Origin of the sequence: Caballeronia sp. BCC1704 (assembly GCF_902833455.1) — a bacterium.
GTDB lineage: Bacteria > Pseudomonadota > Gammaproteobacteria > Burkholderiales > Burkholderiaceae > Caballeronia.
In genome coordinates this window covers 226,761-253,613 of sequence record NZ_CADFFT010000003.1, presented here as the reverse complement: position 1 = coordinate 253,613, position 26,853 = coordinate 226,761, and the positions used below count along the sequence as shown (strand labels likewise).

23 protein-coding genes and 1 pseudogene are annotated in these 26,853 nt (G+C 60.6%); 13 read left to right on the top strand and 11 right to left on the bottom strand.

What is annotated here, in order from left to right; translation table 11 throughout:
• The first annotated feature begins 202 nt into the window (after positions 1 to 202).
• Entirely contained in the window at positions 203 to 2,785 is a 2,583-nt protein-coding gene (locus tag HWX53_RS16790) for a 2-oxoglutarate dehydrogenase E1 component (RefSeq protein WP_175942877.1), read from the top strand.
• A 432-nt stretch (positions 2,786 to 3,217) separates the two neighbouring features.
• Positions 3,218 to 3,682 (top strand): annotated as a pseudogene (locus HWX53_RS16785) (SDR family oxidoreductase); the annotation flags it as partial.
• Between the two features lie 329 nt (positions 3,683 to 4,011).
• On the opposite strand, the gene HWX53_RS27935 reads toward HWX53_RS16785, so the two are convergent.
• The 8 genes from HWX53_RS27935 to HWX53_RS16750 all read right to left on the bottom strand — a co-directional run bounded on the left by HWX53_RS27935 (position 4,012) and on the right by HWX53_RS16750 (position 12,180).
• On the bottom strand, positions 4,012 to 4,140 hold the full coding sequence (locus HWX53_RS27935) for a hypothetical protein (protein ID WP_279612500.1): 129 nt from the start codon (positions 4,138 to 4,140) through the stop codon (positions 4,012 to 4,014).
• Positions 4,141 to 4,933: 793 nt separating this feature from the next.
• A complete protein-coding gene (locus tag HWX53_RS16780) occupies positions 4,934 to 6,673 on the bottom strand; it encodes an ABC transporter substrate-binding protein (protein WP_175942873.1) in 1,740 nt (579 codons plus the stop codon).
• Between the two features lie 110 nt (positions 6,674 to 6,783).
• Positions 6,784 to 7,065 (bottom strand): DUF2160 domain-containing protein, encoded by a 282-nt coding sequence (locus HWX53_RS16775; protein WP_175942871.1) that lies wholly within the window; start codon positions 7,063 to 7,065, stop codon positions 6,784 to 6,786.
• Entirely contained in the window at positions 7,065 to 7,877 is an 813-nt protein-coding gene (locus HWX53_RS16770; protein WP_175942869.1) for a carbohydrate ABC transporter permease, read from the bottom strand. The genes HWX53_RS16775 and HWX53_RS16770 overlap by 1 nt, the downstream gene beginning before the upstream one ends.
• Positions 7,867 to 8,763, bottom strand: coding sequence for a sugar ABC transporter permease (locus tag HWX53_RS16765; protein WP_175942867.1), 897 nt, complete (start codon positions 8,761 to 8,763; stop codon positions 7,867 to 7,869). The genes HWX53_RS16770 and HWX53_RS16765 overlap by 11 nt, the downstream gene beginning before the upstream one ends.
• On the bottom strand, positions 8,760 to 9,884 hold the full coding sequence (locus tag HWX53_RS16760) for an ABC transporter ATP-binding protein (RefSeq protein WP_175942865.1): 1,125 nt from the start codon (positions 9,882 to 9,884) through the stop codon (positions 8,760 to 8,762). Before HWX53_RS16760 ends, HWX53_RS16765 begins: the two co-directional genes overlap by 4 nt.
• Entirely contained in the window at positions 9,871 to 10,962 is a 1,092-nt protein-coding gene (locus tag HWX53_RS16755) for an ABC transporter ATP-binding protein (protein WP_175942863.1), read from the bottom strand. Before HWX53_RS16755 ends, HWX53_RS16760 begins: the two co-directional genes overlap by 14 nt.
• Positions 10,963 to 11,676: 714 nt before the next feature.
• The gene (locus HWX53_RS16750; RefSeq protein WP_175942861.1) at positions 11,677 to 12,180 is read right to left on the bottom strand and encodes a hypothetical protein; all 504 of its coding nucleotides are present in this window, start codon (positions 12,178 to 12,180) and stop codon (positions 11,677 to 11,679) included.
• An 883-nt stretch (positions 12,181 to 13,063) separates the two neighbouring features.
• Between HWX53_RS16750 and HWX53_RS16745 the strand changes: the two genes are divergently transcribed.
• From HWX53_RS16745 to HWX53_RS16700, 10 genes are all read left to right on the top strand, one after another.
• Positions 13,064 to 14,317 carry an MFS transporter gene (locus HWX53_RS16745; RefSeq protein WP_175942859.1) on the top strand — a complete coding sequence of 418 codons (1,254 nt, stop codon included), beginning with the start codon at positions 13,064 to 13,066 and terminating at the stop codon, positions 14,315 to 14,317.
• Between the two features lie 209 nt (positions 14,318 to 14,526).
• Positions 14,527 to 15,456: a LysR family transcriptional regulator gene (locus HWX53_RS16740; protein WP_175942856.1), complete on the top strand. Its 930-nt coding sequence runs from the start codon at positions 14,527 to 14,529 to the stop codon at positions 15,454 to 15,456.
• 125 nt (positions 15,457 to 15,581) lie between these two features.
• Positions 15,582 to 16,076 (top strand): hydroxyquinol 1,2-dioxygenase, encoded by a 495-nt coding sequence (locus HWX53_RS16735; RefSeq protein WP_175942854.1) that lies wholly within the window; start codon positions 15,582 to 15,584, stop codon positions 16,074 to 16,076.
• 40 nt (positions 16,077 to 16,116) lie between these two features.
• On the top strand, positions 16,117 to 17,136 hold the full coding sequence (locus tag HWX53_RS16730) for a hydroxyquinol 1,2-dioxygenase (protein ID WP_175942852.1): 1,020 nt from the start codon (positions 16,117 to 16,119) through the stop codon (positions 17,134 to 17,136).
• Positions 17,137 to 17,167: 31 nt separating this feature from the next.
• Complete coding sequence (locus tag HWX53_RS16725; RefSeq protein WP_175942850.1) at positions 17,168 to 18,634, top strand: aldehyde dehydrogenase family protein; 1,467 nt, start codon at positions 17,168 to 17,170, stop codon at positions 18,632 to 18,634.
• Positions 18,635 to 18,641: 7 nt separating this feature from the next.
• On the top strand, positions 18,642 to 19,709 hold the full coding sequence (locus HWX53_RS16720) for a maleylacetate reductase (RefSeq protein ID WP_175942848.1): 1,068 nt from the start codon (positions 18,642 to 18,644) through the stop codon (positions 19,707 to 19,709).
• A 16-nt stretch (positions 19,710 to 19,725) separates the two neighbouring features.
• On the top strand, positions 19,726 to 20,610 hold the full coding sequence (locus HWX53_RS16715; RefSeq protein WP_175942846.1) for an intradiol ring-cleavage dioxygenase: 885 nt from the start codon (positions 19,726 to 19,728) through the stop codon (positions 20,608 to 20,610).
• A gap of 4 nt (positions 20,611 to 20,614) precedes the next feature.
• Positions 20,615 to 20,926, top strand: a complete 312-nt coding sequence (locus HWX53_RS16710; protein WP_175942845.1) for a YciI family protein — start codon at positions 20,615 to 20,617, stop codon at positions 20,924 to 20,926.
• Between the two features lie 3 nt (positions 20,927 to 20,929).
• The gene (locus tag HWX53_RS16705) at positions 20,930 to 21,271 is read left to right on the top strand and encodes a Rieske (2Fe-2S) protein (protein ID WP_175942843.1); all 342 of its coding nucleotides are present in this window, start codon (positions 20,930 to 20,932) and stop codon (positions 21,269 to 21,271) included.
• Between the two features lie 577 nt (positions 21,272 to 21,848).
• Complete coding sequence (locus tag HWX53_RS16700) at positions 21,849 to 22,340, top strand: ProQ/FinO family protein (protein WP_175942841.1); 492 nt, start codon at positions 21,849 to 21,851, stop codon at positions 22,338 to 22,340.
• A gap of 289 nt (positions 22,341 to 22,629) precedes the next feature.
• Here the strand turns inward: HWX53_RS16700 and HWX53_RS16695 are convergent, their stop codons facing one another.
• Together HWX53_RS16695 and HWX53_RS16690 are read right to left on the bottom strand one after the other, a co-directional pair.
• Complete coding sequence (locus HWX53_RS16695; RefSeq protein ID WP_175942839.1) at positions 22,630 to 23,910, bottom strand: MFS transporter; 1,281 nt, start codon at positions 23,908 to 23,910, stop codon at positions 22,630 to 22,632.
• Positions 23,911 to 24,170: 260 nt separating this feature from the next.
• Positions 24,171 to 24,743 carry a DUF1993 domain-containing protein gene (locus HWX53_RS16690; protein WP_175942836.1) on the bottom strand — a complete coding sequence of 191 codons (573 nt, stop codon included), beginning with the start codon at positions 24,741 to 24,743 and terminating at the stop codon, positions 24,171 to 24,173.
• 495 nt (positions 24,744 to 25,238) lie between these two features.
• Between HWX53_RS16690 and HWX53_RS16685 the strand changes: the two genes are divergently transcribed.
• On the top strand, positions 25,239 to 25,736 hold the full coding sequence (locus HWX53_RS16685) for an SRPBCC family protein (protein WP_175942834.1): 498 nt from the start codon (positions 25,239 to 25,241) through the stop codon (positions 25,734 to 25,736).
• Between the two features lie 188 nt (positions 25,737 to 25,924).
• On the opposite strand, the gene HWX53_RS16680 is transcribed toward HWX53_RS16685, so the two are convergent.
• A complete protein-coding gene (locus HWX53_RS16680; RefSeq protein WP_175942832.1) occupies positions 25,925 to 26,737 on the bottom strand; it encodes a peptidoglycan-binding protein in 813 nt (270 codons plus the stop codon).
• Positions 26,738 to 26,853 lie beyond the last annotated feature (116 nt).

Genomic DNA, 26,853 nt, shown 5'->3' with positions numbered 1-26,853 from the left:
GTAGTAGTGCCGTCACGCACCGGGCCGGAGCGGCATTCCGGCCCGCGAACGAGCCGAAGGGCTGCGCAGAACTGGGCGCTTCCCGAGCCGGCTCGCGGTCTGTCGACCGCTTCTTCCCTAGCGTCGCCGGAACTGCGTTTCGACCGGGCGCGGGGAAAACAGCGAAACACAAAAATCCGTTATCCGATATCCCGCCCCTAGCATGTATCAAAACCCTAACGACGAAGCTGTTGTTCTCGAACCCGCCGCCGCGCGTTCGAGCGACGTTGAAGCTGCCGCGAAAGCGGCGGCGGCGCTGATCGACGCTTACCGCAATCACGGCCATCTCGTTGCGACGCTGGACCCCCTCGGACTCTCCGCGCCGGGACACGCGCCGGAGCTGTCGCCGCTTTATCACGGGCTCGGCTCGTCGCAGACGATCACCGCTGGCGTCGCGCCGTTCGCGCCGGCCGCGACGGTCGGCGAACTCGAGGAACAGCTCAGGCTTGCTTACTGCGGCGCGCTGGCGCTCGACTGCAGCGGCGTGCGCAACGAGGCACGTCGTGCATGGCTGTTTCAGCGCATGGAACGCGACGCGGCTCTCCCCGCGCCCACGCAGCAAGAGCGTGAGGCGCTGCTCGCGCGTCTGCTCGACGCGGAGGCTTGGGAACGCCTCGTCGCCGCGCGTCACGGAGATGCGAAGCGCTTCTCGCTCGAAGGCTGCGAGAGCTTCGTGCCGCTTCTCGATGCGCTGATTGCTAGCGCCGCAAGCGATGGCACGCAGCAGTTGTTTCTCGGCATGCCGCATCGCGGACGCCTGAACGCGCTCGTCAATGTCATGGGATTTTCCGCGAAAGGGATGCTGGATCGCCTCGATCCTGAATCGGATATCGCGGCCGCTGAAACGGACCTGCCCTACCATTTAGGCGGTGAGGTCACGAAGCGCACATCCGATGGCGACGTCGCCGTGCTGCTCGCGCACAATCCTTCGCATTTGCAGAGCGTTTATCCGGTCGTCAGCGGGATGGCGCGTGCATGGCAGGACGATCATCCGGGCGAAGACTGCGTGACCGTCGCGGTTCACGGAGACGCCGCTTTCGCCGGTCAGGGCGTCGTCATGGAAACGCTGAACATGACGCGCAAGGACGGCTATGATCTGCGCGGCACCATTCACGTCATCCTGAACAATCAGATCGGCTTCACCACGCCCAACAGGATGAACGTAAGCGACCACGCTTACTGTACCGATATCGCCCGCATGATCGATGCGCCCGTGTTGCGCGTGAATGCCGATCATCCGGAGGACGTCGTCCGCGCGGCACGGCTTGCGTATGACTATCGCAAGGAGCACGGGGCAGATGTCGTGATCGACCTGATCGGCTATCGGCGGCTCGGGCACTCCGAGCATGATGTCCCGGAAGTGACGCAACCTCTGTTGCAGATGGCCATCGACATGCATCCGACCGTGACGGAGCGGTATTACATCGCGATCGGTGGCGGCACGGCGCTTCCTTCCTTGCGCGACGATGCGCTGCGCAGGCTGGAATCGAATGCGGCCGTTGCGAACGCCGCGCCGCTCGCCAGCGACGAGACCAACGAGCCGGCCGTTCGGCCCGGCGCGCAAGTGTCGTTGAGCCGGCTGCGGGCACTCACTGCCGCGATCACGCGCGTGCCGGAGAATGTGCCGCTGCATCCGATTGTTTCTTCGATGCTCGCGAAGTGGCGAGACACCGTCGCCGACGAGAACCGTGCGGCCGACTGGCGCTTCGCCGAAAACATGGCGTATGCCTCGTTGCTCGAAACAGGGCATGACATCCGGCTATCGGGTCTCGACGTGGGGCGCGGCACGTTCATGCATCGCCACGCCGTCTGGCATGCGCAGGGCGCGCGCGAGGTGCCGGGCCAGCGTCATGTGCCGCTCAATGCGATCGCCGCGGAACAAGGCCGGTTCGACATCGTGAACTCGCCGCTCACCGAGGAGGCCGTGCTTGGATTCGAGTACGGCTACAGTGTGCAGACGAAGGCGACCATGACCCTATGGGAAGCGCAATACGGCGATTTCGTCAACGGCGCGCAGGTCTTCATCGATCAGTACATCGCCGCCGGCGAGTTCAAATGGGGCTATGAGTCGGCGCTTGCGGTATTGCTGCCGCATGGTCACGAGGGCGTCGGTCCCGAGCACTCTAGCGGGTATCTCGGCCGCTTCCTGCAGCTCTGCGCCGATGAAAACATGCGGATCGTCGTGCCTTCGACCTCGGCGCAATGGTTTCATCTGCTTCGCCAGCAGGCGATGGCGGAGCGCCGGACTCCGCTCATCGTCATGTCGCCGAAGTCGAAGCTCTACGGTAACGTCGCGTCCCATGCGCCGCTGCGCGAGATGGTCGGTGGCGCGTTCCAGTGCGTGCTGGATGACGAACGCATCGCGGATGCAACTGCTGTCGAGCGCGTCGTGCTTTGCAGCGGCAAGTTCTTCTACGAATTGCGCGACGCTCGCGAAGCCGCCCGTGACGAATCGACGGCGATCATCCGCGTCGAGCAGCTCTATCCGTTCCCGCACGACCAGCTCAGGCGCGCGCTTGCCCGGTTCACCCACTTGCGCAGTGTCGTGTGGGCGCAGGAAGAGGACTCCAATCAGGGCGCATGGCGATTCGTCCGCGATGAACTAGAGCGCGTGCTTCCGGCCAATTGCGCCTTGCGCGATGTCTGCCGCACCGCGACTCCGGCGGGCGCGCATTCTTCGTTGTCGGCGCATCGTCGCGAACAGGAGCGGCTGGTCACGGCCGCATTAACGACGGCTGCGCGGTAGCCGGAGACATCATCGCTCGCATGGCTTCGCCCGGGCTCGTTCGGGCGTGCTGCGTCCAAGCGTTCACAACTGCCTGTAGCCGACCGCATGAAAGGCACCGGCCAGTTGTCGGGCATGCACAACGGCCACTCGTGCGTCAATCTCGGAGTATCGGTTACCGCCCCGACCGGCCGATTGGATAGGGTCGCCAACGGCCGCTTTACAGCCCTTGCGTTCGCAAACCTCGATTCGACTGACTGACCGCTTCAGAGACGGCCGTCTGACCGGAGCGGCTCCAGATGCGGCAGTCGGCTTTCCGAATCCACCGCCGAAGGCGGCATTGGCGTTTTCGCTAGCCGAAAACAGACAGTGGTCAACACGCGTTCTCGGCCCGTCTGTGCCCTTTGATCTTCGGGACACTGAAGCTGAGGGAAGGAAGCGGCGGTCAATCCGGACGTCTGGCGCATGATCGTCGACACGAACATCAACGGTCCCTTTTTGATGGCGCGGGCGGCGGTGCCTCACTTGCTCGCGCAACGATGGGGCCGGATCGTCAACATCACCATGAATCAGGAGACCATGCGGCGCACTGGCTTTTCGCCGTATGGGCCATCAAAGGCGGCCCTCGAGTCCGAGACCATTATCTGGGCGCAAGACCTGGCCGGCACGGGAATTACGGTAAATGGACTGCTGCCCGGCGGCGCCTCGGCCACCGGCATGATTCCGGACGGGGTGCCAGCAGCCGTGCGCCAGGAACTGATCCAGCCGGAGGTCATGGTGCCGCCCCTGCTATGGCTGGCTTCGGAAGCCGCCGGCGCGGTAAGCGGCAAACGGCTCGTGGCCAGCCGCTGGAATACGGCCTTATCCGCGGCGCAGGCCGCCGCGGCTGCGACGGACGACGCCGGCTGGGCGATTTGAGTATTGACTCGACTATCGAGACCAAGCCGCAAGCGGTCGATGACCGTTCACATGAGCACCGCGCGTGTCCGCTCGTCCCCGGCAACCTCGTTGCCGTCAGGAAGCAATGCCCAAGAGATTCAAAAAACGACACGCTTAACGGCGTTCGCGGAATCAGTGATGTCGCGTCCGAAACCAGCGACCGTGTTACAACCGGATAAACCGACCAGCGCCAAGACGAGAATTAGTGAAGTTACGAAACGTCCGACCATTTCCATTTCCTTGTGCAGTGAATGTCAATATAGCGCTCCCGCTTGAAACCATCATCGTGATGCTTGATGGCTGCCCGATTAAAGCGCGCGCTTCACGGTTTGCGCGGAATCGGTGATATCCCGTCCGGCACCTGCGACCGTGTTGCAGACCGCGAGGCCAAGCAGCGCCGCGGCCACCGCCATCAAAACAACGATACGTCCGATCATCTTGACCCCCCTGCTCACCCATCCCTGTTGTCGCGCATGCATTTAACTTCAGAAGATGCATGCCCGCATCCTTCGAAGTCGCAACATCGAAGGTGGCCATGGACTCGCATTCGGCAACGTGGCCCGACCGCTCGATCACGCAGTCTGCCGCATTGGCTTTGCTTGATGCCGCGGATACGCGAAGTGCCTTTCGCATGGTATCGGCTCCGCGATGGGACGAGTGAGTTTCATAGGATGCGTCTGCATCAAATGCGACATATATGGTCCCATCAGCGCCTGCTTTGTCACGGCAGATACAAATGTCGTGTTTCTGCTGAGTAGAGATGTCGCATTTTGCCGTAGGTTCGTGGCCAGACAAGCGTTTCTGGAGCGCGGACCATGAACTCGACTGGGACCATCACGATGTCGATGTGCGAATGGGACCGATCAAAGGTGATCGAGGCGGTCGTTCAGCCGCGTTCGAAGCCTTGACGCTCGGCGCGGGCAATAGGTGGACGATCAGCACGAACGGGCCATTGCCTGCCGCGCTATTTTGGAACATCGCTCACACTGGCTGCTGGTATGACTTCGAGATCACTCAGCGCCACGGACCGCAGCTTCTTCCGGCGCATCGCGGGACGGATGAAGACGGGCCGTCATTCGGTGACCGACCCGGCGATGAGCATGGCCGATAGCTTCCGAAGCAGAACGCGATGCGCCGGTTGTGGGGCCGGCGCATCGCGTTCGTCGATAGCCGCTAAAGCGCGGCTTGCCAGCGGCCCTGTGCATAAGACCGCCGAGCACCGGCAACTCACTACCGCACCTTGCCCGCCTTCCAGGCTGACAGCAGTTGCTCATACTTCACTGTTTCGCCCTTCGGTTTCTCGTTGTCGAGCCGCTTCCAGGGCGCGTGCTGGTCTGACAGCCACTTGGACGGATCGCTTTGCGGATTCAGTTCCGGCGCGCAAACCTTCATTCCCGCTCGCTGCAAACGGGCCAACACCTGATCCATTTCTTTCGCGAGGTTGTCCATTGCAGCCTGCGGAGTCTTTTCACCCGCGACCGCTGTGCCGACGTTCTTCCACCAGAGCTGCGCCATCTTCGGATAATCGGGCACGTTGTTGCCGGTCGGCGTCCACGCGACGCGCGCCGGACTGCGATAGAACTCGATCAGACCGCCGTACTTGTCCGCGTTTTTCGTGAAGTAGTCGCTATGAATATCGGAGTCGCGAATGAACGTGAGACCGACAATCGACTTCTTGAGCGACACGCTCTTCGACGTGACGAACTGCGCGTACAGCCATGCGGCGGCTCGCTGCTTCGGCGGCGTCGACTTGAAGAACGTCCACGAGCCGACATCCTGATAGCCGTTCTGCATGCCGTCCTTCCAGTAAGCGCCGTGCGGCGACGGCGCCATGCGCCACTTCGGCGTGCCGTCCGCATTCGTGACGTTGCCCGGCTTGAGCATCGACGCCGTGAACGCCGTGTACCAAAACACCTGTTGCGCAATCCGGCCTTGCGCGGGCACCGGGCCAGCCTCGCTGAAGGTCATGCCCGATGCTTCCGGCGGCGCGTATTTCTTGAGCCAGTCGATGTATTTGGTCGTCGCATAGACTGCTGCCGGGCTGTTGGTGCCGCCGCCGCGCGATACCGACGCACCCACCGGATGACAGCCGTCGGGCGTCACGCGAATGCCCCATTCGTCGACGGGCATGCCGTTCGGAATGCCCTTGTCGGCTGCGCCCGCCATCGAGAGCCATGCGTCCGTGAAGCGCCAGCCGAGCGATGGGTCCTTCTTGCCGTAATCCATATGGCCGTAAACCTTCTCTCCGTCGATGTTCTTCACATCGTTCGTGAAGAACTCGGCGATGTCTTCGTACGCGGACCAGTTGACCGGCACGCCGAGATCGTAACCATACTTGGCCTTGAACTTGTCTTGTAGATCCTTGCGTGCGAACCAGTCCGCGCGGAACCAGTAGAGATTCGCGAACTGTTGGTCGGGAAGCTGATAGAGCTTTTTGTCAGGCGCGGTGGTAAAGCTCGTGCCGATGAAGTCTTTCAGGTCCAGCCCGGGGTTCGTGTATTCCTTGCCCTCCCCTGCCATGTAATCAGAGAGCGGAACGATCACGCCATAGCGATAGTGCGTTCCGATCAGATCAGAGTCCGATATCCAGCCGTCGTAAATGCTTTGCCCGGATTGCATCGAGGTCTGCAATTTCTCGACGACGTCGCCTTCCTGAATGATGTCGTGCTTTACCTGAATGCCGGTGATTTCACTGAATGCGGCAGCGAGCGTCTTCGATTCGTAGGTATGCGTGTCGATGGTTTCCGACACGACATGAATCTCCTTGACGCCCTGCGATTTGAGTTTCGCAGCGGTGTCGATGAACCATTTCATCTCGTCCATCTGCTGCTGTTTCGAAAGCGTGCTCGGTTGAAACTCGCTGTCCACCCATTTCTGCGCCTCGGGCGTGCCCGCGAGCGCCTGATTCGCGAAGGCACCTGACACGATGCTCGCCAATACCAGCGTGACGATCCGTCTCCTCTGATGCATGGTGTTCTCCTGTTTCTTCCGTGCCCCTTCGACCATGTCGGCGCCCGCTGGGGGCATCAGCGGAACCGGCAGTTGCCCGTCTCCATTGCATGCGTCCATGCGTCCGACTTCTAGCCCTTCCACATGATCGCGAGCAGTATCAGCACGGAGGCCGCGAAGCCCGGCCAGGAACTGGCGCCCTCGTCGCTGATTGCGAGCCACGCGAGATTGATATACGCGGCAGTCAACAGGCCGATGAATAGCCGGTCACCGCGAGTCGTCGGAATAGGCAGAAAGCCCTTGCGTTCATGAGTGGGCGAGCGCAGTTCCCATACGGTCATGCCGCCCAGCATCACGACGATGCAGGCGAAGAAGATCGCCACCTCGGGGGTCCAGTACATCCAGGTGAACATCACACTCTCCCCATCGCGAAGCCTTTCGCGATGTAGTTGCGCACGAAGTAGATCACCAGCGCGCCGGGAACGATGGTCAGCACGCCCGCCGCCGACAGTACGCCCCAATCCATGCCGGCCGCCGACACGGTCCGCGTCATCACCGCAGCGATAGGTTTCGCGTTGACCGAAGTCAGCGTGCGCGCGAGCAGCAGTTCGACCCAGCTGAACATGAAGCAGAAAAAAGCCGTGACGCCGACGCCCGACTTGATGAGCGGCAGAAAGATCTTGACGAAGAAGGCGGGAAACGAATAACCGTCGATGTACGCGGTTTCGTCTATCTCTCGCGAGACGCCCGACATGAAACCTTCGAGAATCCACACGGCAAGCGGCACGTTGAACAGCATGTGCGCGAGTGCGACGGCAATGTACGTGTCGGTCAGGCCAACGCTCGAATAGAGCTGGAAAAAAGGCAGCAGGAATACGGCGGGCGGCGTCATGCGGTTGGTCAGCAGCCAGAAGAACATATGCTTGTCGCCGAGAAAGCGATAGCGCGAGAACGCGTACGCGGCAGGCAATGCGACCAACACCGACATCACCGTGTTCATCAGCACGTAGATGATCGAATTGATGTAGCCCCAGTACCACGAGGGATCGGTGAAGATCACCTTATAGTTCGCTAGCGTCGCGTGCTGCGGCAGCGTGGCGAACGTCGACATGGTTTCCTCATTCGTGCGCAATGAAATGGAAACCATCCAGTAAAGCGGAATGAGCGCGAACAGCACATAGACGACGAGCATCGACGTCCGCATCCAGCGGCGCTTATCCTGCATGGTCGGCTCCTTGCGCAGCGGATTCGCCTTTGCCTACGCGGCTCATCCAGCTATAGAGAATGAAGCAAAGCAGCAGAATGATCAGGAAATAGATCAGCGAAAAAGCCGCCGCCGGGCCGAGGTCGAACTGACCGACCGCTTTCTGAGTCAGATACTGACTGAGGAATGTCGTGGAATTGCCGGGACCGCCGCCCGTCAGCACGAACGGCTCGGTGTAGATCATGAAGCTGTCCATGAAGCGCAGCAACACGGCGATCATCAGTACGCCGCGCATCTTCGGCAATTCGATGTAGCGGAATACCGCGAAGCGGCTCGCGCCATCTATTTCCGCGGCCTGATAGAAGGCGTCCGGAATCGCGCGCAAGCCCGCATAGCACAGCAGCGCGACGAGCGGGGTCCAGTGCCAGATGTCCATCACGAGCACGGTGATCCATGCGGCCGTGGGACTCGCCGTGTAGTTATAGTCGAAGCCGAGACTATTCAGCCAGTAGCCGAGCAGTCCGATATCCGGCCGCCCGAAGATCTGCCAGATCGTGCCCACCACGTTCCATGGAATCAGCAACGGCATGGCAAGCACGATGAGCGTGGCCGATGCCCGCCATCCGGAAGCCGGCATAGACAATGCGAGACCCACGCCCAATGGAATCTCGAACAGCAGAACGCACGCGGAGAAGATGACCTGTCTGCCGAGCGCCTCGCGCAAATCCGGATCGGTCATGATGTTGCGAAACCATTCCGTACCGACGAACACGTGCTGGGTCGGCCCGATGATGTCCTGCACCGAATAATTGACCACCGTCATCAGCGGCAGGATCGCGGAGAACGCGACGCAGATGAACACCGGAATGACCAGCAACCATGCCTTTTGATTGACGGGCTTGTTCATCGCGCGGCCCCTTCCAGAATGCGGGTTTCGATTCTCTCGTCGTTGCAGAAGAACACGGTTTCAGGCGCGATGAGATGCAGCCAGGCAGGGCCGTCGACAACCCTTAGATGCGGCTCGAGCTTCGCATTGAAAACATGGCCGTCGCATTGCAGGGTGACCAGTTGATAGTTGCCGAGCTGTTGCGCGCGCAGCACTTGCGCGGCGACCGCGCCGGCTTCTCCTTCCTGCGAGAGGCGGACGAACTCAGGGCGAATGCCCAGCTTGAGCGCGCCGCTTGACTGCTGATGCGCGGCCCGTAGCGTCGCGAGCGTGCCGGCGTCGAGCGGCAAACGCTGCGAGCCGATTCTTGCGCCGTCGGCGTCGAGCTCGATCGGACACAGATTCATGCCCGGACTGCCGATGAAGTAGCCTACGAAAGCGTGATCCGGCCGCAGAAAGAGCGCATCGGCTCCTCCCTTCTGAACGATGCGGCCATTCGTCATGACCACGACTTCGTCGGCGAAAGTCAGCGCTTCTACCTGATCGTGCGTCACGTAGATCAGTGTGAGCTTGAGTTGCTGATGAATCTTCTTCAACTGGCGGCGCAACATCCACTTCATCGCCGGGTCGATCACGGTCAACGGTTCGTCGAAGAGAATCGCCGCGACGTCCTTGCGCACGAGGCCGCGCCCGAGCGAGATTTTCTGTTTGGCGTCGGCGGCCAGATTGCTCGCCTTGAGCGGCAGGTCGCGCGTCATATCGAGGATGTCCGCGACTTCGTGCACGCGCTTTCTGACCTCGGCGTCCGGCAGCTTGCGATTACGGAGCGGAAACGCGAGGTTCTCGTAGACGGTCATCGTGTCGTAGACCACCGGGAACTGGAACACCTGCGCGATGTTGCGCTGACGCGCGCCGAGCGCCGTCACGTCGCGTCCGTCGAACAACACCTTGCCCTCGGACGGCCTCACCAGCCCCGACACGATGTTCAGCAGCGTGGTCTTGCCGCACCCCGAGGGACCGAGCAACGCATAAGCGCCGCCGTCATCCCAGACCATGCTCATGGGTTGCAGCGCGTAGTCGTCACGCGTCGCGGGACCTGCTCCATAAGCGTGCGCGAGGTTCGTGAACTCAATGCGCGCCATGAGCCGCCTCCGGGCTGGACACCAGTCGGGTATCCGCACCGAACACGAACAGTTCTCGCGGGTCGATGAAAACGTCGAGTTGCGTGCCGAGCTCGATCTGATGCACGCCTTGTAACTGCGCAACCAGATTGACCGCGCCGGTCAGCGTGCGCAAATGCAGGTACGTTTCGGAGCCGCTCAGTTCAGCGAGTTCGAGCCGGCACGGAACGGCGACCGCATGAGAGGCCTTTGCCTGAAGCCGCAGATGCCCTGGCCGGATGCCGATGCGGCACGCGCCGTTCACAGCGTCCGCGTGCTGGACCGGCACCTCCACGCCGATCGGCAGACGCGCGCGGCCGTTGCCACAGTCGCTCGTCAGCATATTCATCGGCGGGTCGTTGAAAACGGCCGCAGCCGCCACGTTGATCGGGGCGTTATAGACATCGAGTGTGGGACCGAACTGTAGGACCCGGCCCTTATCGATGATCGCCGTATAGCCGCCCAGCAGTAACGCTTCGAGAGGTTCGGTGGTCGCGTACACGACGGTGGTATTGCCGTCGGCGAAGAGCGTAGTCAGTTCCATGCGCAATTCCTCGCGCAGCTTGTAATCGAGATTGACGAGCGGCTCGTCGAGCAACACCAGCGACGTACGCTTGACGAGTGCACGCGCGAGCGCGCAGCGCTGCTGTTGGCCGCCTGACAGTTCGCCGGGCCGCCGCTCCAACAAATGATCGATATGCAATTTGCCTGCGACTTCCTGCACGCGCCGGCGGATCTCGGCAGCGTCGGTCTTTTGCAGGCGCAAAGGCGAGGCGATGTTCTCGAATACCGTCATCGCCGGGTAGTTGATGAACTGCTGATAGACCATCGCGAGATTGCGCTGGCGCACGCTGACGCCTGTCACATCGTGGCCGTCGACGAGCACTCGGCCGTCGCTCGGCCTGTCGAGACCCGCCATGACGCGCATCAGCGTGGTTTTACCGGCCTGCGTGGGTCCGAGAAGCACATTGATGGCGCCTGGGACGAGGCGCAAATCCACGCCGTACAGATGCGGTTGCCCGCCAGAAACGACACTGACTCGCTCCAGTTCCAGGACCAAATCGCTCTCCTTTGCGGCGTGCGCGACGCCAGTCGCAGAGGCGGGGCTTCAAGGCGTCGGTTGGATTTCGCTTGGATTACGTGCAGCAGCCAGAATGTCCCTTTTGTTGGATTTCGTTTAAATCGGGGTAAACCTTACGACAGGAAAAAAGGGAGAGGACGGTCGGCGGGCAGAGCGACAGTTGGGCGTGTCAAACGCACGATCATTTGTGGATGTCGTGGACAGACGGGATTACGCAGACTGGGCCGGAGGGGCGGCTCTTGGGTTGTCGCTGGCGGGTGTGGTGGTCGTCAGCGAGGTGGCAATGCAGAAAGACGGACGCTACAGGAAAGTCATGGGCTAGCGGGGTCGTACAGTCCGACTTGGACAGCGATGCGAAACACCGCCGCCGCGACCGCTTGCACGGATGCAACGAAACACAGCACCTTGTCGGGCCGACCGTCAGACACCCACTGTTCGGCGGGTTTGTAGTCGAAAGCCGGCAGAGTTTCGTTCCGATGCCCAAAAAGGCGTTGGACACGTCACCGCCGAGGTCGGTCGCTGCGCGGATTACCGGTGGAAGCGTTGAAGCTTTTCCGTGAGCGCATGCGGATGCACCTGCGCTTGCTGCGCGGGAGAATGCGCAACGCTTGGCTGAATCGACGTGGCGACACAGCGCATCTCAAGTACTGATCCATGCTCCGCTAGCGCGTGCAGCGATACGGATGAAATGGTTCAGGGCAGAAGATAGCTACCGGCTTTCTTCCCGATGTAATGGTAGGACCCTTTCTCGGCAGGCAGCACTTGAACTTGTTGCCAGTCGAACTGGCCTTGTATGCCCTTGAACTTACCCGTGCCGGAACTCAACGTCCCCTTTCCGGACGTTGAGCCCGAAGCATAGCTGTATGCCTCGACGAACTTGTCCCCATCCTTATCGGTGTACACGCAGTAGCCGGTCCCGCTTTGTGCAGTGAAGCCGGCTTCTAGACAATGGGCCGACACGTTGCGCATGAACGGCGTCTTGTTGTCATTTCCCATCAACAGAGTCGACTCGAACAAGTACACAACGTCATCCCCGCTGACGGCGACCTCTTTCACGCCCGTTCCCGCAGCGGTGTACGTCGCGTCGATGACTCCTTTCTTCGGGAAGGTCTGCGCGGCACCGTTAGACGCCGCGACAATCGTGAGCAGGCAAAGCGCTATTTGACCTCTGCGAACTCGTCCGAATGATCTGTTCATTGTCGCCCCCTTCCGATGAACCCTTCTAGCAAACGAGCCGACAACGCGTCGCTATGCTTCGGATTCCTATGCTATCAACGCGTCTGACAAAACGAACGATCCTCGCGTAACTCGTTCGAAAGGCTTCTCCAAGGTTATAGAGGGTTTCTCTGCGAATATCAAATGGCCTGCTTCGAGGCTGCTTGTAGGGACACGACAATCTCACGTCCTAAGCATCCTTTTGGCTGGGATCTCCTGCTGAGGACAAGCGCTGGAAGGGAGCGGGCAATATAGACGCCGCACGGGAGCGACGAGCGATAGCTAAGCCAGATAACTTCGTCGGCATTGTAAGACGGTGCTTTTCCCTTCTCGCACGGCTAACGCCATCGAAAAGGTCTAGTGCAGTCTTGCAACGCTATCTCTTGGCATACCTTAATTCAGCATTTCCCCTTGGCCCAGGTCTGTCGAGCACCTGTTGCTCGGCGTGCTCTGAGACGACGTCGGTTATACAACGGTTGAGACGGTGCCCAGGCGTGTTTGCCACTCTTAGAGCAAGTCTCCGTCACACTCGCCACGCGACTGTCTACAGGGGAATCCCCTAATGCGTTTCTAAAGACGGCGCCCCGGTGTTGCAGTAGGTCGCGGCAGCCTTCCGCCGAGACGTTCACCACCAGGCTGACCCAATTATTCGTATTTCGCAAATGGCGCGTTCGCTGATTGTTCCATACCAAGGACACGCGCCCGCACCCTATCTTTCGATCGTTGCCCCTTTGTATCCGAATCGTGCTCTCTCAAAGGCGGACGACCACACTCGCGATGTTCACTGCGCACAACAGCAACAGAGTCGGTACGTGTAACTGCGCTCATTGCGCTTCTACAAGAACTGGCTCTCTCGGAGACGGAAATGAAAGAAACTGACTGGGACACTTCGTACGAATGGAAGGCAGTCACGCTGCTGGCATTGGGCTTCGGCCTGGTGGGATTGGACAGATGGCTCATCGCGCCGCTGTTTCCGTCGATGATGAAGGACCTCGGGCTGACGGCGCAGGACGTAGGAAACTGCATCGGAGTCCTTGGCCTGTCGTGGGGCGTATTCGCGGCGCTGATGGGAGGCATCTCGGACAAGGTGGGCCGCAGGAAAGTCCTCATTCCGGCGATCATCGCGTTCTCGCTGCTTTCGGGCTTCTCTGGTCTCGCTGGCGGACTCTTCAGTCTCATCGCGATTCGTGGGCTGATGGGCGTCGCAGAAGGCTCTTTCTGCCCGACCAGCTTCGCGGCGACGGCTGACGCATCCCTTCCGCGCCGTCGCGGCCTGAACCTCGGTCTACAGCAGAGTGGTTTTGCGCTCTTTGGCTTGGCGTTGTCGCCCATCATCGCCACGCAGTTACTCGCTTTCGTTACGTGGCGCTGGGTCTTTGCTTTAGTTGCGATTCCAGGCCTGATTCTCGGGGCGCTCATGTTCTTTGTCATTCGCGAGCCGAAAGTCGTTAAGGCGGTTGCTTCGGAACATGCGCCCGCATCGCTAGGCCATGTCCTCAAGAGTCGAAACATTCTTGTCGCCATGCTGGCGTTGTGCTGCGCAATGACGGGTGTTTTCGTGCTCGGCGCCCTGCTGCCCCTCTATCTCACTGGCTACCTGTCGCTCGATACACAGAAGATGGGCCTCGTCGTCTCCGCTATCGGCTTTGGCGGTTTTCTGGGCCAGTTCGGTTTGCCTGGCCTCTCGGATCTCGTCGGGCGCCGACTGGCGAGCATCGTGGGCTTCGCCGGAACAGCCGTGATGCTCTATATCTTCCGCGGTCTCGGCGCTCAGCCGCTCGCGCTGTTCACTGTGCTTTTCGTCGCGTCTTTCTTCACGCTGGGCCTCGTCTCGCTGCTGTCCGGACCGGTTGCGACCGAGGCCGCACCGGTCGGACTCGTCTCGACATCCATTGGCGCAGTGGTGGGCGTAGGCGAGATTTTCGGCGGCGGCATTGCGCCGGCGATGGGCGGCTATGTCGCCACCCACTTCGGTATCGCGAACATCCTCTGGCTGCCGATGTGCGCTGTCATCCTCGGCATTCTGGTCAGCTTGCTTCTGAAGGAGACCGCGCCGGCAGTCGTTCAGCGTCGCGCGGTCCTTCGGCCCGAACTCACCGCAGGCGAGCAGCCGAGGTAAATCAAGCACCATTCGATGCGTCTGCTATGCCGCCTCGGAAGGCATGACGGTTATTCACTCGTTGGCTTCGACAATGGATGTTGGCCTTTTCTCGAAGTCGACCGCCTGCACCTTTCCGCAGTTAAACAAGGAAGACCAGCCAACCATTCTTTCGCAGTCTGAGTCGTCCGGTCCATTTAAACTGGTGTTTTGCACAGGGAAAGCGCCATATGGACCGGTTTCTCAGCATTGAGGCATTCGTGAGAGTGGCGGAAGCAAGCAGCTTCGCCGAAGCGGCAAGACAGCTCGGTGTGACGAGTTCGGTGGTGACCAACCGCATCCAGCAGTTGGAGAAGTTCGTCAATGCGCCGCTCTTCCACCGCAGCACGCGCCACGTCCGACTGTCGGAGGTCGGCGAAGCGTTCTATCGCGAATGTGCCGAGGTCGTGGGCCGCGTGAATGAACTGACCGACCAGATGCGTGAACTCCGCGCGACGCCGACGGGGCGCTTGCGCATTCAGATGCTTCCCGGCTTTGCTCTTGGACATTTCGGCGCGCCGCTCGCCGAATTCAACAGACGCTATCCGGGAATTCAACTCGATATCATCGTGAATGACCGGGTTGTCGATCCAGTCGAAGAAGGCTTCGATATCGCGTTCCAGATTTTTCCTCCCATCTCGGAGTCGCTCATCGAGCGTCGACTATTCAACGTTCGCCGCCTGTTTTGTGCATCGCCTGCTTACCTCGAAAAGCATGGTGCTCCGCAGCATCCGCGTGACTTGCTGCACCACATCACCGCGCTGTATTCCGGATATCCCTCACGAAACCGCTGGACGATGATTCACGGTACGGAGGTCGTGGAGATGGAGTTGCCGGGCATGATTCGCTCGAATTCTGTCCACTTACTGAAGGACTATGCGCTGACAGGCGGAGGCATCGTATGTTTGCCGACCTTGGTCGCCAGCGAGGCGCTGGTGAGCGGGACACTGGTGCCCATCTTGACGGACTATGAACTCTCCACGTTGAACTTCGCAGCCGTCTATCCGGCGACCCAGCGCCAGGCATTGAAGGTCAAGGCGCTCGTTGAATTCCTCATCGAATATCTGGGCCCTGAGCCGTCGTGGGACATGCCGTTGCTCGAGCGCGGCTGGGTGCGGTGAGCCGCGTCGTCGCCGGCCGATTATTCGCGAATCGCAAATGCCGTCGTCGGTGACTCGCAGGTTGTTGCGGCCAGCTGTTGCCCCTAGAGTTGAACGTAACGAGCAGTTCAACACAGGAGACAGCAATGACCGACACTGCATTCCATACCGTTTTTGGCTCCCTCGATAACTTCAAGAAAGGTGGCGTCGAAATCACGAGCGGGAGCGCTCGCCACTACGCCTTCTCGAACGTGTTCGAGGTGGCATCGAAATCGGCACCCTACGAGAAGGTCGTCGCCGGCAAGAACCTCGAATACGTCATCGAAGTACTGCGTACGGAGGGCACGTCGCCGTGGTACGCATGCGCGCACGACGAATTCACCATTCAGATGGACGGCGAAGTCCGCATCGAATTCATCAAGCTGGAAAATCCGCCGACGTCCGGGCGCGGAACCGTGAGCGCAGGCACCGAACCTGTCGGGCGAAAGATGGGCCACGTGGTGCTGCGCAAAGGGCATCAGGCACTGCTCCCCGCGGGCTGCGCATACCGCTTTACCGCGAGCAAACCGGGGGTCGCGCTCGTGCAGACCATCCTCGGCGCGCTGTCCGTGGAGAAGTGGGCAGCTATCTGTTTGCACTAAAAGCCCGACCAGCGATATCCAACGTTTCAGGAGACAAGTCATGGCCACCCTCGACACGCTTGACCATCCCGCAGACTTCGCAGCCGACACCGTGCGCTCGACGGAACCGGACGCCATCACTGGCTACCGCCGCTTTCAGCTCGGCGACTTCGAGTTCCAGCGCGACGAGTATTTCGTGAAAATCAGTTGGCCCGCAAAAGGTCAGACGCGTACGCACGCCGTGCCGGCAGACGCATTCCTGCGCGCAATGATGCGCGATGTGGCATGGGGCTTCTTCTACGGCTGGGTCAACTTCGACCATGTGTTCGGCACGCGCAATCATTACGGCAAGGTGGATGTGTACGCCGGCACCTTCAACGGCATCATGAAGGAAGCGGGCGTCGACTATACGGAGACCTTTGAAACGCCGACCATCATGGCGACGTTCAAGGCCATCCTGCACGACTGGACCAACGAAGGCTTCGACCCGTTCGCAGCGCCGGAAGAAACTGGAACGGCCTTCGGGCGCAAGCATGGCGAGAACGACGCGGCCATCGAACGCACGCGCATTGCGACGCGCCGCATGCCGGGCCTTGCGGGCGACTCGCCGCTACGCAACGATCTGCCGGTCAATCGCGCGTTCCTCGATGTCGCGCAGGATGAGCCGGAAGTCCATGTCGAGCCGGGATTCGAAGGCGAGCTTCACGCGTTCAACCTATTCAAATATATTTCCCGTTCAGATGTGACGTGGAACCCGTCGGTGACCTCCGTCTGCGGCCTTAGCCTGTTCTGTCCGACCACCGAAGAGTTCATATTGCCTGTCTTCCATGGAAACGACCGCGTCGAGTGGTTCTTGCAGCTCTCCGACGAAATCGTCTGGGATATCGGCGACAAGAACACCGGCGCACCGCGCGCTCGAATCACCATGCGCGCCGGCGACATCTGCGCGATGCCGGCCGACATTCGGCATCAAGGCTACTCGACAAAGCGCTCGATGCTGCTGGTTTGGGAGAACGCCACGCCTAATCTGCCACAGCGCTATGAGAGCGGTGAACTTGCCCCGTATCCCATTGCGTTCTAAGCAGAACGAAGTATCGAATCGAGGAAGACTCATGCAAAACCAACTCTTCATTGACGGCCGCTTTGTCGATGCCGTCGATCGCGGCACCATCGACGTGCTCAACCCGCACGACGGCTCGCTCATTACAAAGATCGCGGCGGCGACTGCCGCAGATGTCGATCTCGCCGTCGAAGCAGCCACCCGCGCATTCCCGAAGTGGTCGGCCTTGGCTGCTGCCGAACGTGGCCGGCTCCTGCTGCGCCTTGCCGACGCCATCGAGGCGAACGCCGAGGAACTTGCGCAACTCGAATCGCTCGATACCGGCCACCCAATTCGCGATTCCCGCGCGCTGGACGTACCGCGTACCGCCGCGTGCTTCCGCTACTTCGGCGGCATGGCCGATAAGCTGCAAGGCTCCGTGGTTCCCGTGGAAACCGGGTTCCTCAACTACGTGCAGCGCGCGCCTATCGGCGTAGTGGGCCAGATCGTTCCGTGGAACTTTCCGCTGATGTTCACAAGCTGGAAGATGGGGCCGGCGCTCGCTGCGGGCAATACAGTGGTATTGAAGCCTTCGGAGATCACGCCTCTATCGACCTTGCGCATCGTCGAAATCATGGCTGAGGTCGGCTTCCCCGCAGGCGTCGTCAACATCGTACCGGGCTATGGACACACGGCCGGCCAGCGGCTCGCCGAACACCCGGGCGTGGGAAAGATTGCATTCACCGGGTCGACGGCGACCGGTCGCAGAATCGTGGAAGCCTCGCAGGGCAACCTCAAGCGCGTGCAACTGGAACTCGGCGGCAAAGGCGCGAACATCGTGTTCGACGACGCCGATCTCGATGCCGCCATCAACGGCGCCGCGTGGGCCATCTTTCACAACCAGGGGCAGGCATGTATCGCGGGTTCGCGTCTTATTCTGCATGAACGCATCGCGGACGAGTTCCTGGAGCGATTCGTTTCGCTGGCCTCTTCTATTCGTGTCGGCAACCCTTTGGACGACAATACGGAAATGGGGCCGCTCACATCGAAGCAGCATTTGGACCGCGTGCTGACGTTCGTCGACGTGGCGCGAGAACAAGGCGGTCGCGTACTCACGGGCGGCAGCGCCCCGCAAGACAGTGCTTTGGCGAATGGCTATTACGTCCGTCCAACTGTCATCGAGGCGAAGAGCGCGTCCGACCGTATTGCTCAAGAAGAAGTGTTCGGTCCGTTTGTCACGGTTCTGCGCTTTGGCAGTGACGATGAAGCGCTCGCTATCGCGAACTCGACCGAATATGGATTGGGCAGCGGCCTCTGGACTCGCGACCTCTCTCGCGCGCACAAGACTGCGTCGCGCATCAATGCCGGCATGTGCTGGATCAACTGTTACAAGCGCGTCAATCCAGGCAGTCCGTTCGGCGGTGTTGGCAAGTCGGGCTACGGCCGCGAGATGGGCTTCGAAGCGATGCACGACTACACGGAAGCGCGCTCGGTGTGGGTCAATGTCGACGGTAACGTGCCGCCGCACTTCAAGCGTTGAGGTCTTCATGGAGCGCTTTGTCTATCAGGGAACCCCTACGCGAGTCGTCTTCGAATGGGGCGCACTCGGTAAGCTGCCCGACGAACTGGCGAAGCTCGGCGCGCGGCGAGCGCTAATCTTGTCGACGCCCGAGCAACGGCATCTCGCTGACCACGTGGCGGACGTCCTTGGCGAGCGCGCCGCGGGCGTCTGTGCCGAGGCGGTCATGCACGTTCCTGTCGAGGTCGCCCGCGCGGCTTGCGCCACGGCCCGCGACATGGATGCTGACTGCTGCATTGCGATTGGCGGCGGCTCCACCATCGGACTAGGCAAGGCGATAGCACTGGAGTCATCCTTGCCCATTCTCGCCGTGCCAACCACGTACGCAGGCTCTGAGATGACGCCGATATATGGACTCACCGAAGGCCGTCTGAAGCGCACTGGCCGCGATGTGCGGGTGTTGCCGCGCACAGTCTTGTATGACCCGTCGCTAACGCTGTCGCTTCCTGCCGGCATCTCGGCCGCTTCCGGCGTCAACGCTCTGGCGCATGCGGTAGAGGCGCTTTACGCTGACGACGCCAATCCTGTCATAAGCCTGATGGCTGAGGAGTCAATACGCGCGCTCAGCGAAGCGTTGCCGGTGATAGTGAAAACGCCCGGCGACCGCGACATGCGCAGCCGTGCGTTGTATGGCGCGTGGCTCGCAGGCACCTGCCTCGGCGCGGTCAGCATGGCCCTTCATCACAAGCTATGTCACACGCTAGGCGGCACGTTTAATCTTCCTCACGCACAGACTCATGCGGCGATGCTGCCTCATACGGCGCACTATAACCATGTTGCTGCGCCCGAGGCGTTGCTTCGCGTCGCCCGGGCGCTCGGCGGAAGAGAAGCGGCGCAGGCTGGCCCGCTGCTCTTCGCGTTGAACGAGAAGCTCGGCATTTCCGCGGCGCTGGCCGATATCGGCATGCCATATGCCGGGCTCGACGAAGCAGCGGATATCGCCTGCAAGAACCCGTATGCGAATCCGCGGCCGATTGAACGCACGGCGATTCGTGCGCTGCTTGAAGACGCGTGGGAAGGACGGTCACCGCATTGAGCGGCGGCGAATACACATGGAGACAGACGTGACAATAGCAATCGACGACAGCGATGCGAAGCTGACCGATCAGGTCGTTGCCAGCTTCGCCAATACACCCGATTTGCGCCTGCGGACATTGATGCAGAGCCTCGTGCGACACATGCACGCCTTTGTCCGCGAGACGCAGCTTACCGAGCAGGAGTGGCTGTCCGCGATTCGCTTTCTCACCGAGACCGGGAAAATGTGCGATGGCGTCGTGCGTCAAGAATTCATCCTCCTGTCGGACACCTTGGGCGTCTCGATGTTAGTCGATGCAATCAATCATCGGTTCGCGAGCGGAGCAACGGACACGACAGTGTTTGGTCCGTTCTATATCGAGGGCATGCCGGAGCGTGCCTATGGCGAAAACATGGCCTCGACGCCCGGCACGCCTGCTATCGTGCATGGGCAAGTACGCAGCACCGACGGCACGCCGATTGCCGGCGCAGTGCTCGACGTGTGGCAAACCGCTGAAAACGGCATGTACTCCGGCCAGGACGCCGACCAGCCGCTCGGCAACCTGCGTGGCCGCTATCGCACGGATGCGGAAGGCCGCTACGCGATCACCACGATCCTGCCTGTCAGCTATCCGATTCCAACCGATGGTCCCGTCGGCAAGATGCTCAGTGCGACAGGTAGGCACCCGTGGCGGCCCGCGCATTTGCACTTTATGATCGACGCTGTGGGGCACCGAAGACTCGTGACTCATATCTTCGACAAAGACGACGAATATCTGGAGTCCGATGCGGTCTTCGGCGTGAAGACGTCACTGACGGTTACCTACCGTGAGCGAGCGGCCGGTGATGAACTCGCTCGTCGTTTCAATGTGCAAGGCCCGTATCGCGAGGCGAACTACGACTTCGTTCTTGACCGGAGCTAACAAAATGCGTCGATATTTCGCAGTCCTTGCCACCGACAAACCGGACATGCGCGAGGTCCGTGAGCGTGTGCGACCCAGCCATCGACGCTATTTGTGCAGTGCGTCCGAGCATGGCGTTCACGTGCGCCTCGGGGGCCCCACCCTCGCGCCGATGTGCAACAAGATGAATGGCACGCTTCTGGTTGTCGAGGCTGACGACATCGACGCTGTCATGCGCTTTGTAGGCGAGGATCCGTACATGAAAGAAGGATTGTTCTCGCGCGTAGAGGTCCGTCCGTGGGACTGGAGCCTCGGAAATCCCGAACAACGAGTCTGAACGATGAACGCAAGTCAGTTGTGTCGTCTCGACGAAGTGCCGGATGGGGGTGCTCGTGTCGTTCAACAAGACTCCGTGGGGCCTTCCATCGTCGTGGTCCGGCGTGGCGATCGGGCTTGGGCATATGTCAATCGCTGCCCGCATTTTTCGGTATCACTGGACTTCGTGCCTGGGAGCGTTTCGTGCTATCGGTCGCAGGTCTTGATGTGCGCTCATCATAGTGCGCTGTTCAGGTTCGATGATGGGAGGTGTATCGATGGGCCGTGCAAGGGCGCCGCTTTGGACGCGCTGCCTGTAGAGGTCGACGGTAACGCATGCGTGGTACGTGCCGGTACATCGGCGTAAGTAGTCAGCCTTGGTGATTACTGCGCTGCCAGAGATTGGATAGCCTCGGCATGCAACTCCGGTGTGGAATTAGCGCACGCAGCGACTATGCACCGGCTCCAGAACACGACAGAGAGCGGTAACCGTCGATCAGAAAACGACGGCCGACATCCGCAAGCAGAAAAAAAAGCCCGCGCGGGGAATGGGCGGGCCGAGGTCCACGTCCGAGAGAGAGGGGAAGGACGCGGAGGAGACAAGGCCTCTTTTGCAATCGTCATACCTGAGCGTTACTGCGCCTCCAGCACAACCGCTGCGAGATTCGTCGAGCCTTGGAACGTCGAGGCCATCTAGGCTCACACTCCGCCAGTCGGTTCCGACGACTGATGCTTATCGGTATCTATTGCCCACGTGGCCTCAGGGGAGCGAAGAATTTCTCGGGTGTGATGGCGATGGGTGGGACCTATTCCGCTCGAGATGCAAGATTCATCGACATCTTCAGCGCTCGTCAAAGCGTCTTCGATACGTCTTGGCGAGCAGCAGACAGGCCAATCCCCCGCACGACTGCTAGAATCGGCGCTTGTATTCTAGGTACACGGACATGGGATTCGAACAACTCGCTGCTCTCAAACAGCAGCTCGCGCAACAGACCAAGAGCGCCGCTAAGCAGGTCGCAAAGAAGCAGGCTCCGCAGTCGAACCGACCGCCACGGACCAACGCTACCGGGCCAGTCGACCCGGCCGTGCATACCATCGGCAAGCTACAGAAGCGTTTTCCGAACGCTTTCCCGAAGAACCCGGCACCGAAAGTCCCGCTGAAGGTAGGTATCTTGCACGATCTTCTAGCGCAGAAAGCGGACCTTTCGCTATCCGAGAGCGAACTGAAGGACGCAATCAAGCTCTGGTGCCGAGGGACCCGGTACTGGAGCAGCCTTGTCGAAGGCGCGCCTCGTGTCGACTTGACGGGTAATCCGACTGGACAAGTAACGACAGCGGACGCGGGGCGCGCGCGGCAATTGCAGGCTGCAGCGAGGCCACGCCGGAACTCAGCGGTTCGCGCTTCCGAGAAGAAATCCGAATCCGGTGAGAAGTGATTGTCGGAGATTGCCGGGCGGCGATGTTCGGTGCGTCCACGAACACGCGCACTGTTCGACCGCTGATTGCCGTTCACTCCTTCGTTCAGGAAAGCACTGAGCGTTCACTAGATCGGGGCGCTCAGACAACGATCTCGAATTCGCGAGACCGGCTGTCGGAATGAGTCGTCGCGTAGCTTCGAGAACCGTCATCCTGTCGCGGTCGGCATAGCCGCGAATCGCTTCGTCGAACGTACAGGGGAACGGCAACGGCTCTCGTCGCGGCGGCCCACGGCCTTCAGCCGCTCACTCACAGCATCTCCAACTTCCTGATGCGAACCAGCGCGGCCAAGCTGACAACGGCGGCCGCAATCAAGTAGAAGCTGGGCGCAAGCTGGTTTCCCGAGAGACCGATAAGCGACGTGACGATGAACGGAGCGAAGCCGCCGAACACGGTGACCGACACGTTATATCCGACGGACATGCCGGTCGTGCGATTCCGTGTCGGAAAGAGGTCGCTAAGCAATGCAGGCAGCGCACCGAAGTAGGCCGCGTTCGCCACGCCGAAGAAGACCTGGACCCAGACTAGCGCGGGAAACGTCGGGTGGTCGTGCAGTAGTCGAAACGCTGGGTAAGCGGCAACCAGAAAGAAGGCTCCCGCTACCATCATTACTTTGGTTCTGCCCACGCGGTCGGACAGATGGCCAAATACGGGCGCGCCGATCATCTGAATGACGCCAGTCGCGATAGTCGCAGTGAAGGCAGCGGCGGCGGGCAATCGTAGTTGCTTGACCGCATATGTGGGCATGTACAGGATGAGATACGTGGCTACTGTCCCTAGAACGACCGCGCCTATGGCCAATACAAGGCGCTGTCCTTGATTCCTGAACGTGTCTGCTAGAGGATTGCCCTCGGTCTCCGTACCCACGAATTCGGGTGTCTCGTCGACATTGCGCCTGATGTAGTAAGCCACGGGCCCAATCAACAACCCGAGAAAGAACGGAAGTCGCCATCCCCAGCCGAGCACTTGCGCCGGGGTGAGAGCGGTCGTCAGCCAGGTTCCCGCGAGTGCTGCGAGCAGCGTCGTGAGGCCCTGACTGGCAGCCTGCCAACTCGCGAAAAATCCGCGCCGATGACCGCCGTGTTCTGCGAGAAACGCAGTCGCGCTGCCGAACTCACCGCCTGCCGAGAAGCCCTGAATCATTCGGGCGAGCACGATTCCGACTGGCGCGAGAACGCCAATCGTCGCGTACGTTGGCATGATCGCGATGAGCAACGTGCCGATCATCATCAGAAGGATGGAAAGCGTCAGGGCGGCTTTGCGGCCCGCCTTGTCCGCATAGACACCCAGCACGACGGCGCCGAGCGGGCGCATAAAGAACGACACGCCGAAGGTTCCAAGCGTCAGCAACAGGGAGATGGTCTCATTACCGTTGGGAAAGAACAGCTTCGAGATCGTAACGGCGAAGAACCCATAGATGACCAGGTCGAACCATTCCAACGCATTGCCGATGGATGCCGCAAGTATGATGCGCGATTTGCGGCGATCTGCTGCCTCTCTCTTGAGCGAAACGCCCGGCACATCAGTCATCGAAATGCTCCTTCCGTTTAATCAACCCGCGAACTTTGTCTTCTCTTCAGATTATGCCTTGGTCTGAAAGCTAGTGACGTTGTGGTGCCACTTGGGGGAGTAAGACGCCGACTGTCGGACTTGTTACAGCAAGCCGAGTTGCAAGTAATGCAGCGTTGGCGCCCTCTGCTTTCGATCTGCATTTCGTTCCGGGACTTGCAGTAACCAATATTTGAGCAACGCGACACAGGCGTGCCTCGAAGCTCCCCAGGGTAGCCGCGTCAGCTTCGTGGTAACGAACCGGGGCGAACGTACGCAAACATGTGCGATACGTAGTCCGCCTTCCCCAGTTCGACGCCATGGTGCCGCAGTATGGCGTACGCGGTCGTGAGGTGAAAGTAAAACTGCGGCAGCGACCAATCGCGCGCGTATTGCTCGCCGGTCATGTCGAAGACGATGCCATCGGGCAGTTTCAGAGCAATTGGCAGCGTGGCGCCTTCGTCCAGTGCGTCGGATGCAAGCGTGCTGAGAAACGATATCGTGTCGGCGATTCGCGCTTGGGCATCCTGCATCGAACCCGGCTGAGCGTCGGCGTTCCACCCTTCGCGCTGCAACTTCCCGAGCGCCTCAGGGAGCGCCTCACCCCGCAGACGATAAGCAGGCTCTAGTGCCTGAAAGCACGCAAACCGTACCTGAGAAGCAAGCGGATACATGTCGGCAGCGAGCCGTAGCGATACGAGTGCATCCGAGTCACCGCACGATGCTCGCTCATGAGCCGCTGCCTTCTCGAGCCAGGTCGACAGCGCGCGCAGCATCTGTGTGAAAGAGGGAACGAGAAGCCGAGTCAGTGACATGCATGGACTCCGAGTGCGTTTTGACCGAATGCCAACAAGCGATTGCAGAAGACGAGCATTGTCTTGCGCATCCGTATTGCATAGTGGAAAGCACGAGGACGAGGCTGTCACGGTGATTGCGCAACACGACTGCTGCGGACTTGATATAGCGCGACTGAAGCGGACCAGCTCAAAAATCTGTTCAAAACGGGCAGACCAGCTACGGCGGTGTCGCAGACGGCTCGTCGGCTTCGGGCGGCCCGGCATGCACCGGCAACAGCGTCGCACGTGTCTATTTAGGCCACTGATCCCGGCTGCACCGCATAAACGCACGATCGACGTGTTAAGAGAATCTGCCGCTGTCGGACGCGACGGACCGCCAGTTCGAGGAGGATGCTAGAAGACAAGGCGGCGATGCAGAAGGTCGCTATTCTGTTCGGCGTGCGTGGCGGCAATCGAACGCGACGTGGCCATCGCACAGAATTCGAAGCGCAAGTGAACGTTTTGGAGGCGATCGTGCGCACCAGCGAATATCGGTTCGTCACGTACTGGACGATCAGGGCGCCGCTTCGCGCGGTATGGGACGCTATTCATGATCCGGCTGCATGGCCGCAATGGTGGACATGCGTCGAGCATGTGAGCGAAGTCGAGAGCGGTGCGGCCGATGGCGTCGGCGCACTGCATCGTTATGTCTGGAGGGGGCGCCTGCCGTATCGCGTGCGCTTCGATATGCGCGTCACGCGCGTCGAGCCGCTCGCGTTGCTCGAAGGCGTGGCGAGCGGCGATGTGGAAGGCATAGGACGCTGGACGTTCTCATCGAACGATGATCTCACCGCCGTGCGATACGGCTGGCGCGTGCGCACCGGCCGCGGTTGGATGAATCTGCTCGCACCCGTGGCGCGGCCTCTGTTCGAATGGAATCACGACTATGTCATGCGGATAGGCGGCGAATCGCTCGCAAGACGACTCGGCGCGACGCTAGTGAGCGCCAGTCATCGCGAGCCGAACAGATGAGACGAGAGCCACGCAATAGCGGTCGTTTGTCGAGTGCGACGTCTGTACTCGGGTCAAGTACGGCATTACTTGAAAGGTCCCGTCGTAGATAATGATGTTTGAAACCCCAACCCTCAGGCGACGTCGCCGCACCAGACCGGCAGAAAGCTCGTTCCCAACCTGCCTTCTGCCGAAGCATTCGCGCGAACTCACATCGCGTCCGGCAACAGCGCATCTCCACGCCTGAATGCGTCCGTGAACTGATCGAGTCCATGCGACCCTCCGTTCACCAGCCTGCGCGCGTGGGCCATGTCGCCGGCGACGAGCGCCTGCTTGATCGCGATCTGCTTGTCCGCGAGAAAGAGCGCAAGGAGATTCGCAGCAATGCCCTGCTCGCCCGCGCGCTCGGGCGTCTCGACAAGGTCCACCTTCGGCGACAGCAGCGCACCGTATCTCGCGTAGTTCGCGCGTCCCGTTAGCTGGACGTATCCGCGCCCTTTGAACCGGGCGCCGTCCGGCTTGCCGTGATTGCCGAGATCCTTGCGCGCGTCGTAGAGATCGAACGGATGCCCTGACGGGGACGTATTGAAACGCGACTGTCCTTCGTCGATGGGCTTGAAGCACTCCACTTCCGCGCGCACGGTCGCAAGCGCCATGAGGACCATCGGCTTGTCGGAGAGACGGTGCTCGACGAGCGAAGCAAGAATTCCCGGCAGGTTAGCCTTGATATTGCCGATGGGCGTCCACGGAAACATCTGGCTGACCACTTGCACCGTGACCGCGGGAATGGCGCTCGGCAGTGTGTCGTCGGTGGCAAGTCCGAGCGCCGTCAAGGTTCGCGGACCAGCGATTCCGTCGACGAGCATGCCCGAGCTTTTCTGAAACGCCATCACTGCCGCGACGGTGCCCTGCCCGTAGACCGAATCGATGTCGCCCGGATTGAAACCGTGTTCGAGAAGTGATGTCTGCAAGTGCCGGACATCGCTGTTCACATCGCCTTGCTTGAGCACGCTGGGGAACATGTCTGTCTCCTATCTCACTGGAAGGGCGCCGCCGGTAGCGGCAAGAATCGTCGTTGCCGAATCGAAACTCGGGCTCGGTTACCGTCTTGACTGAAACCCTGGAGGCTGCCGGACGG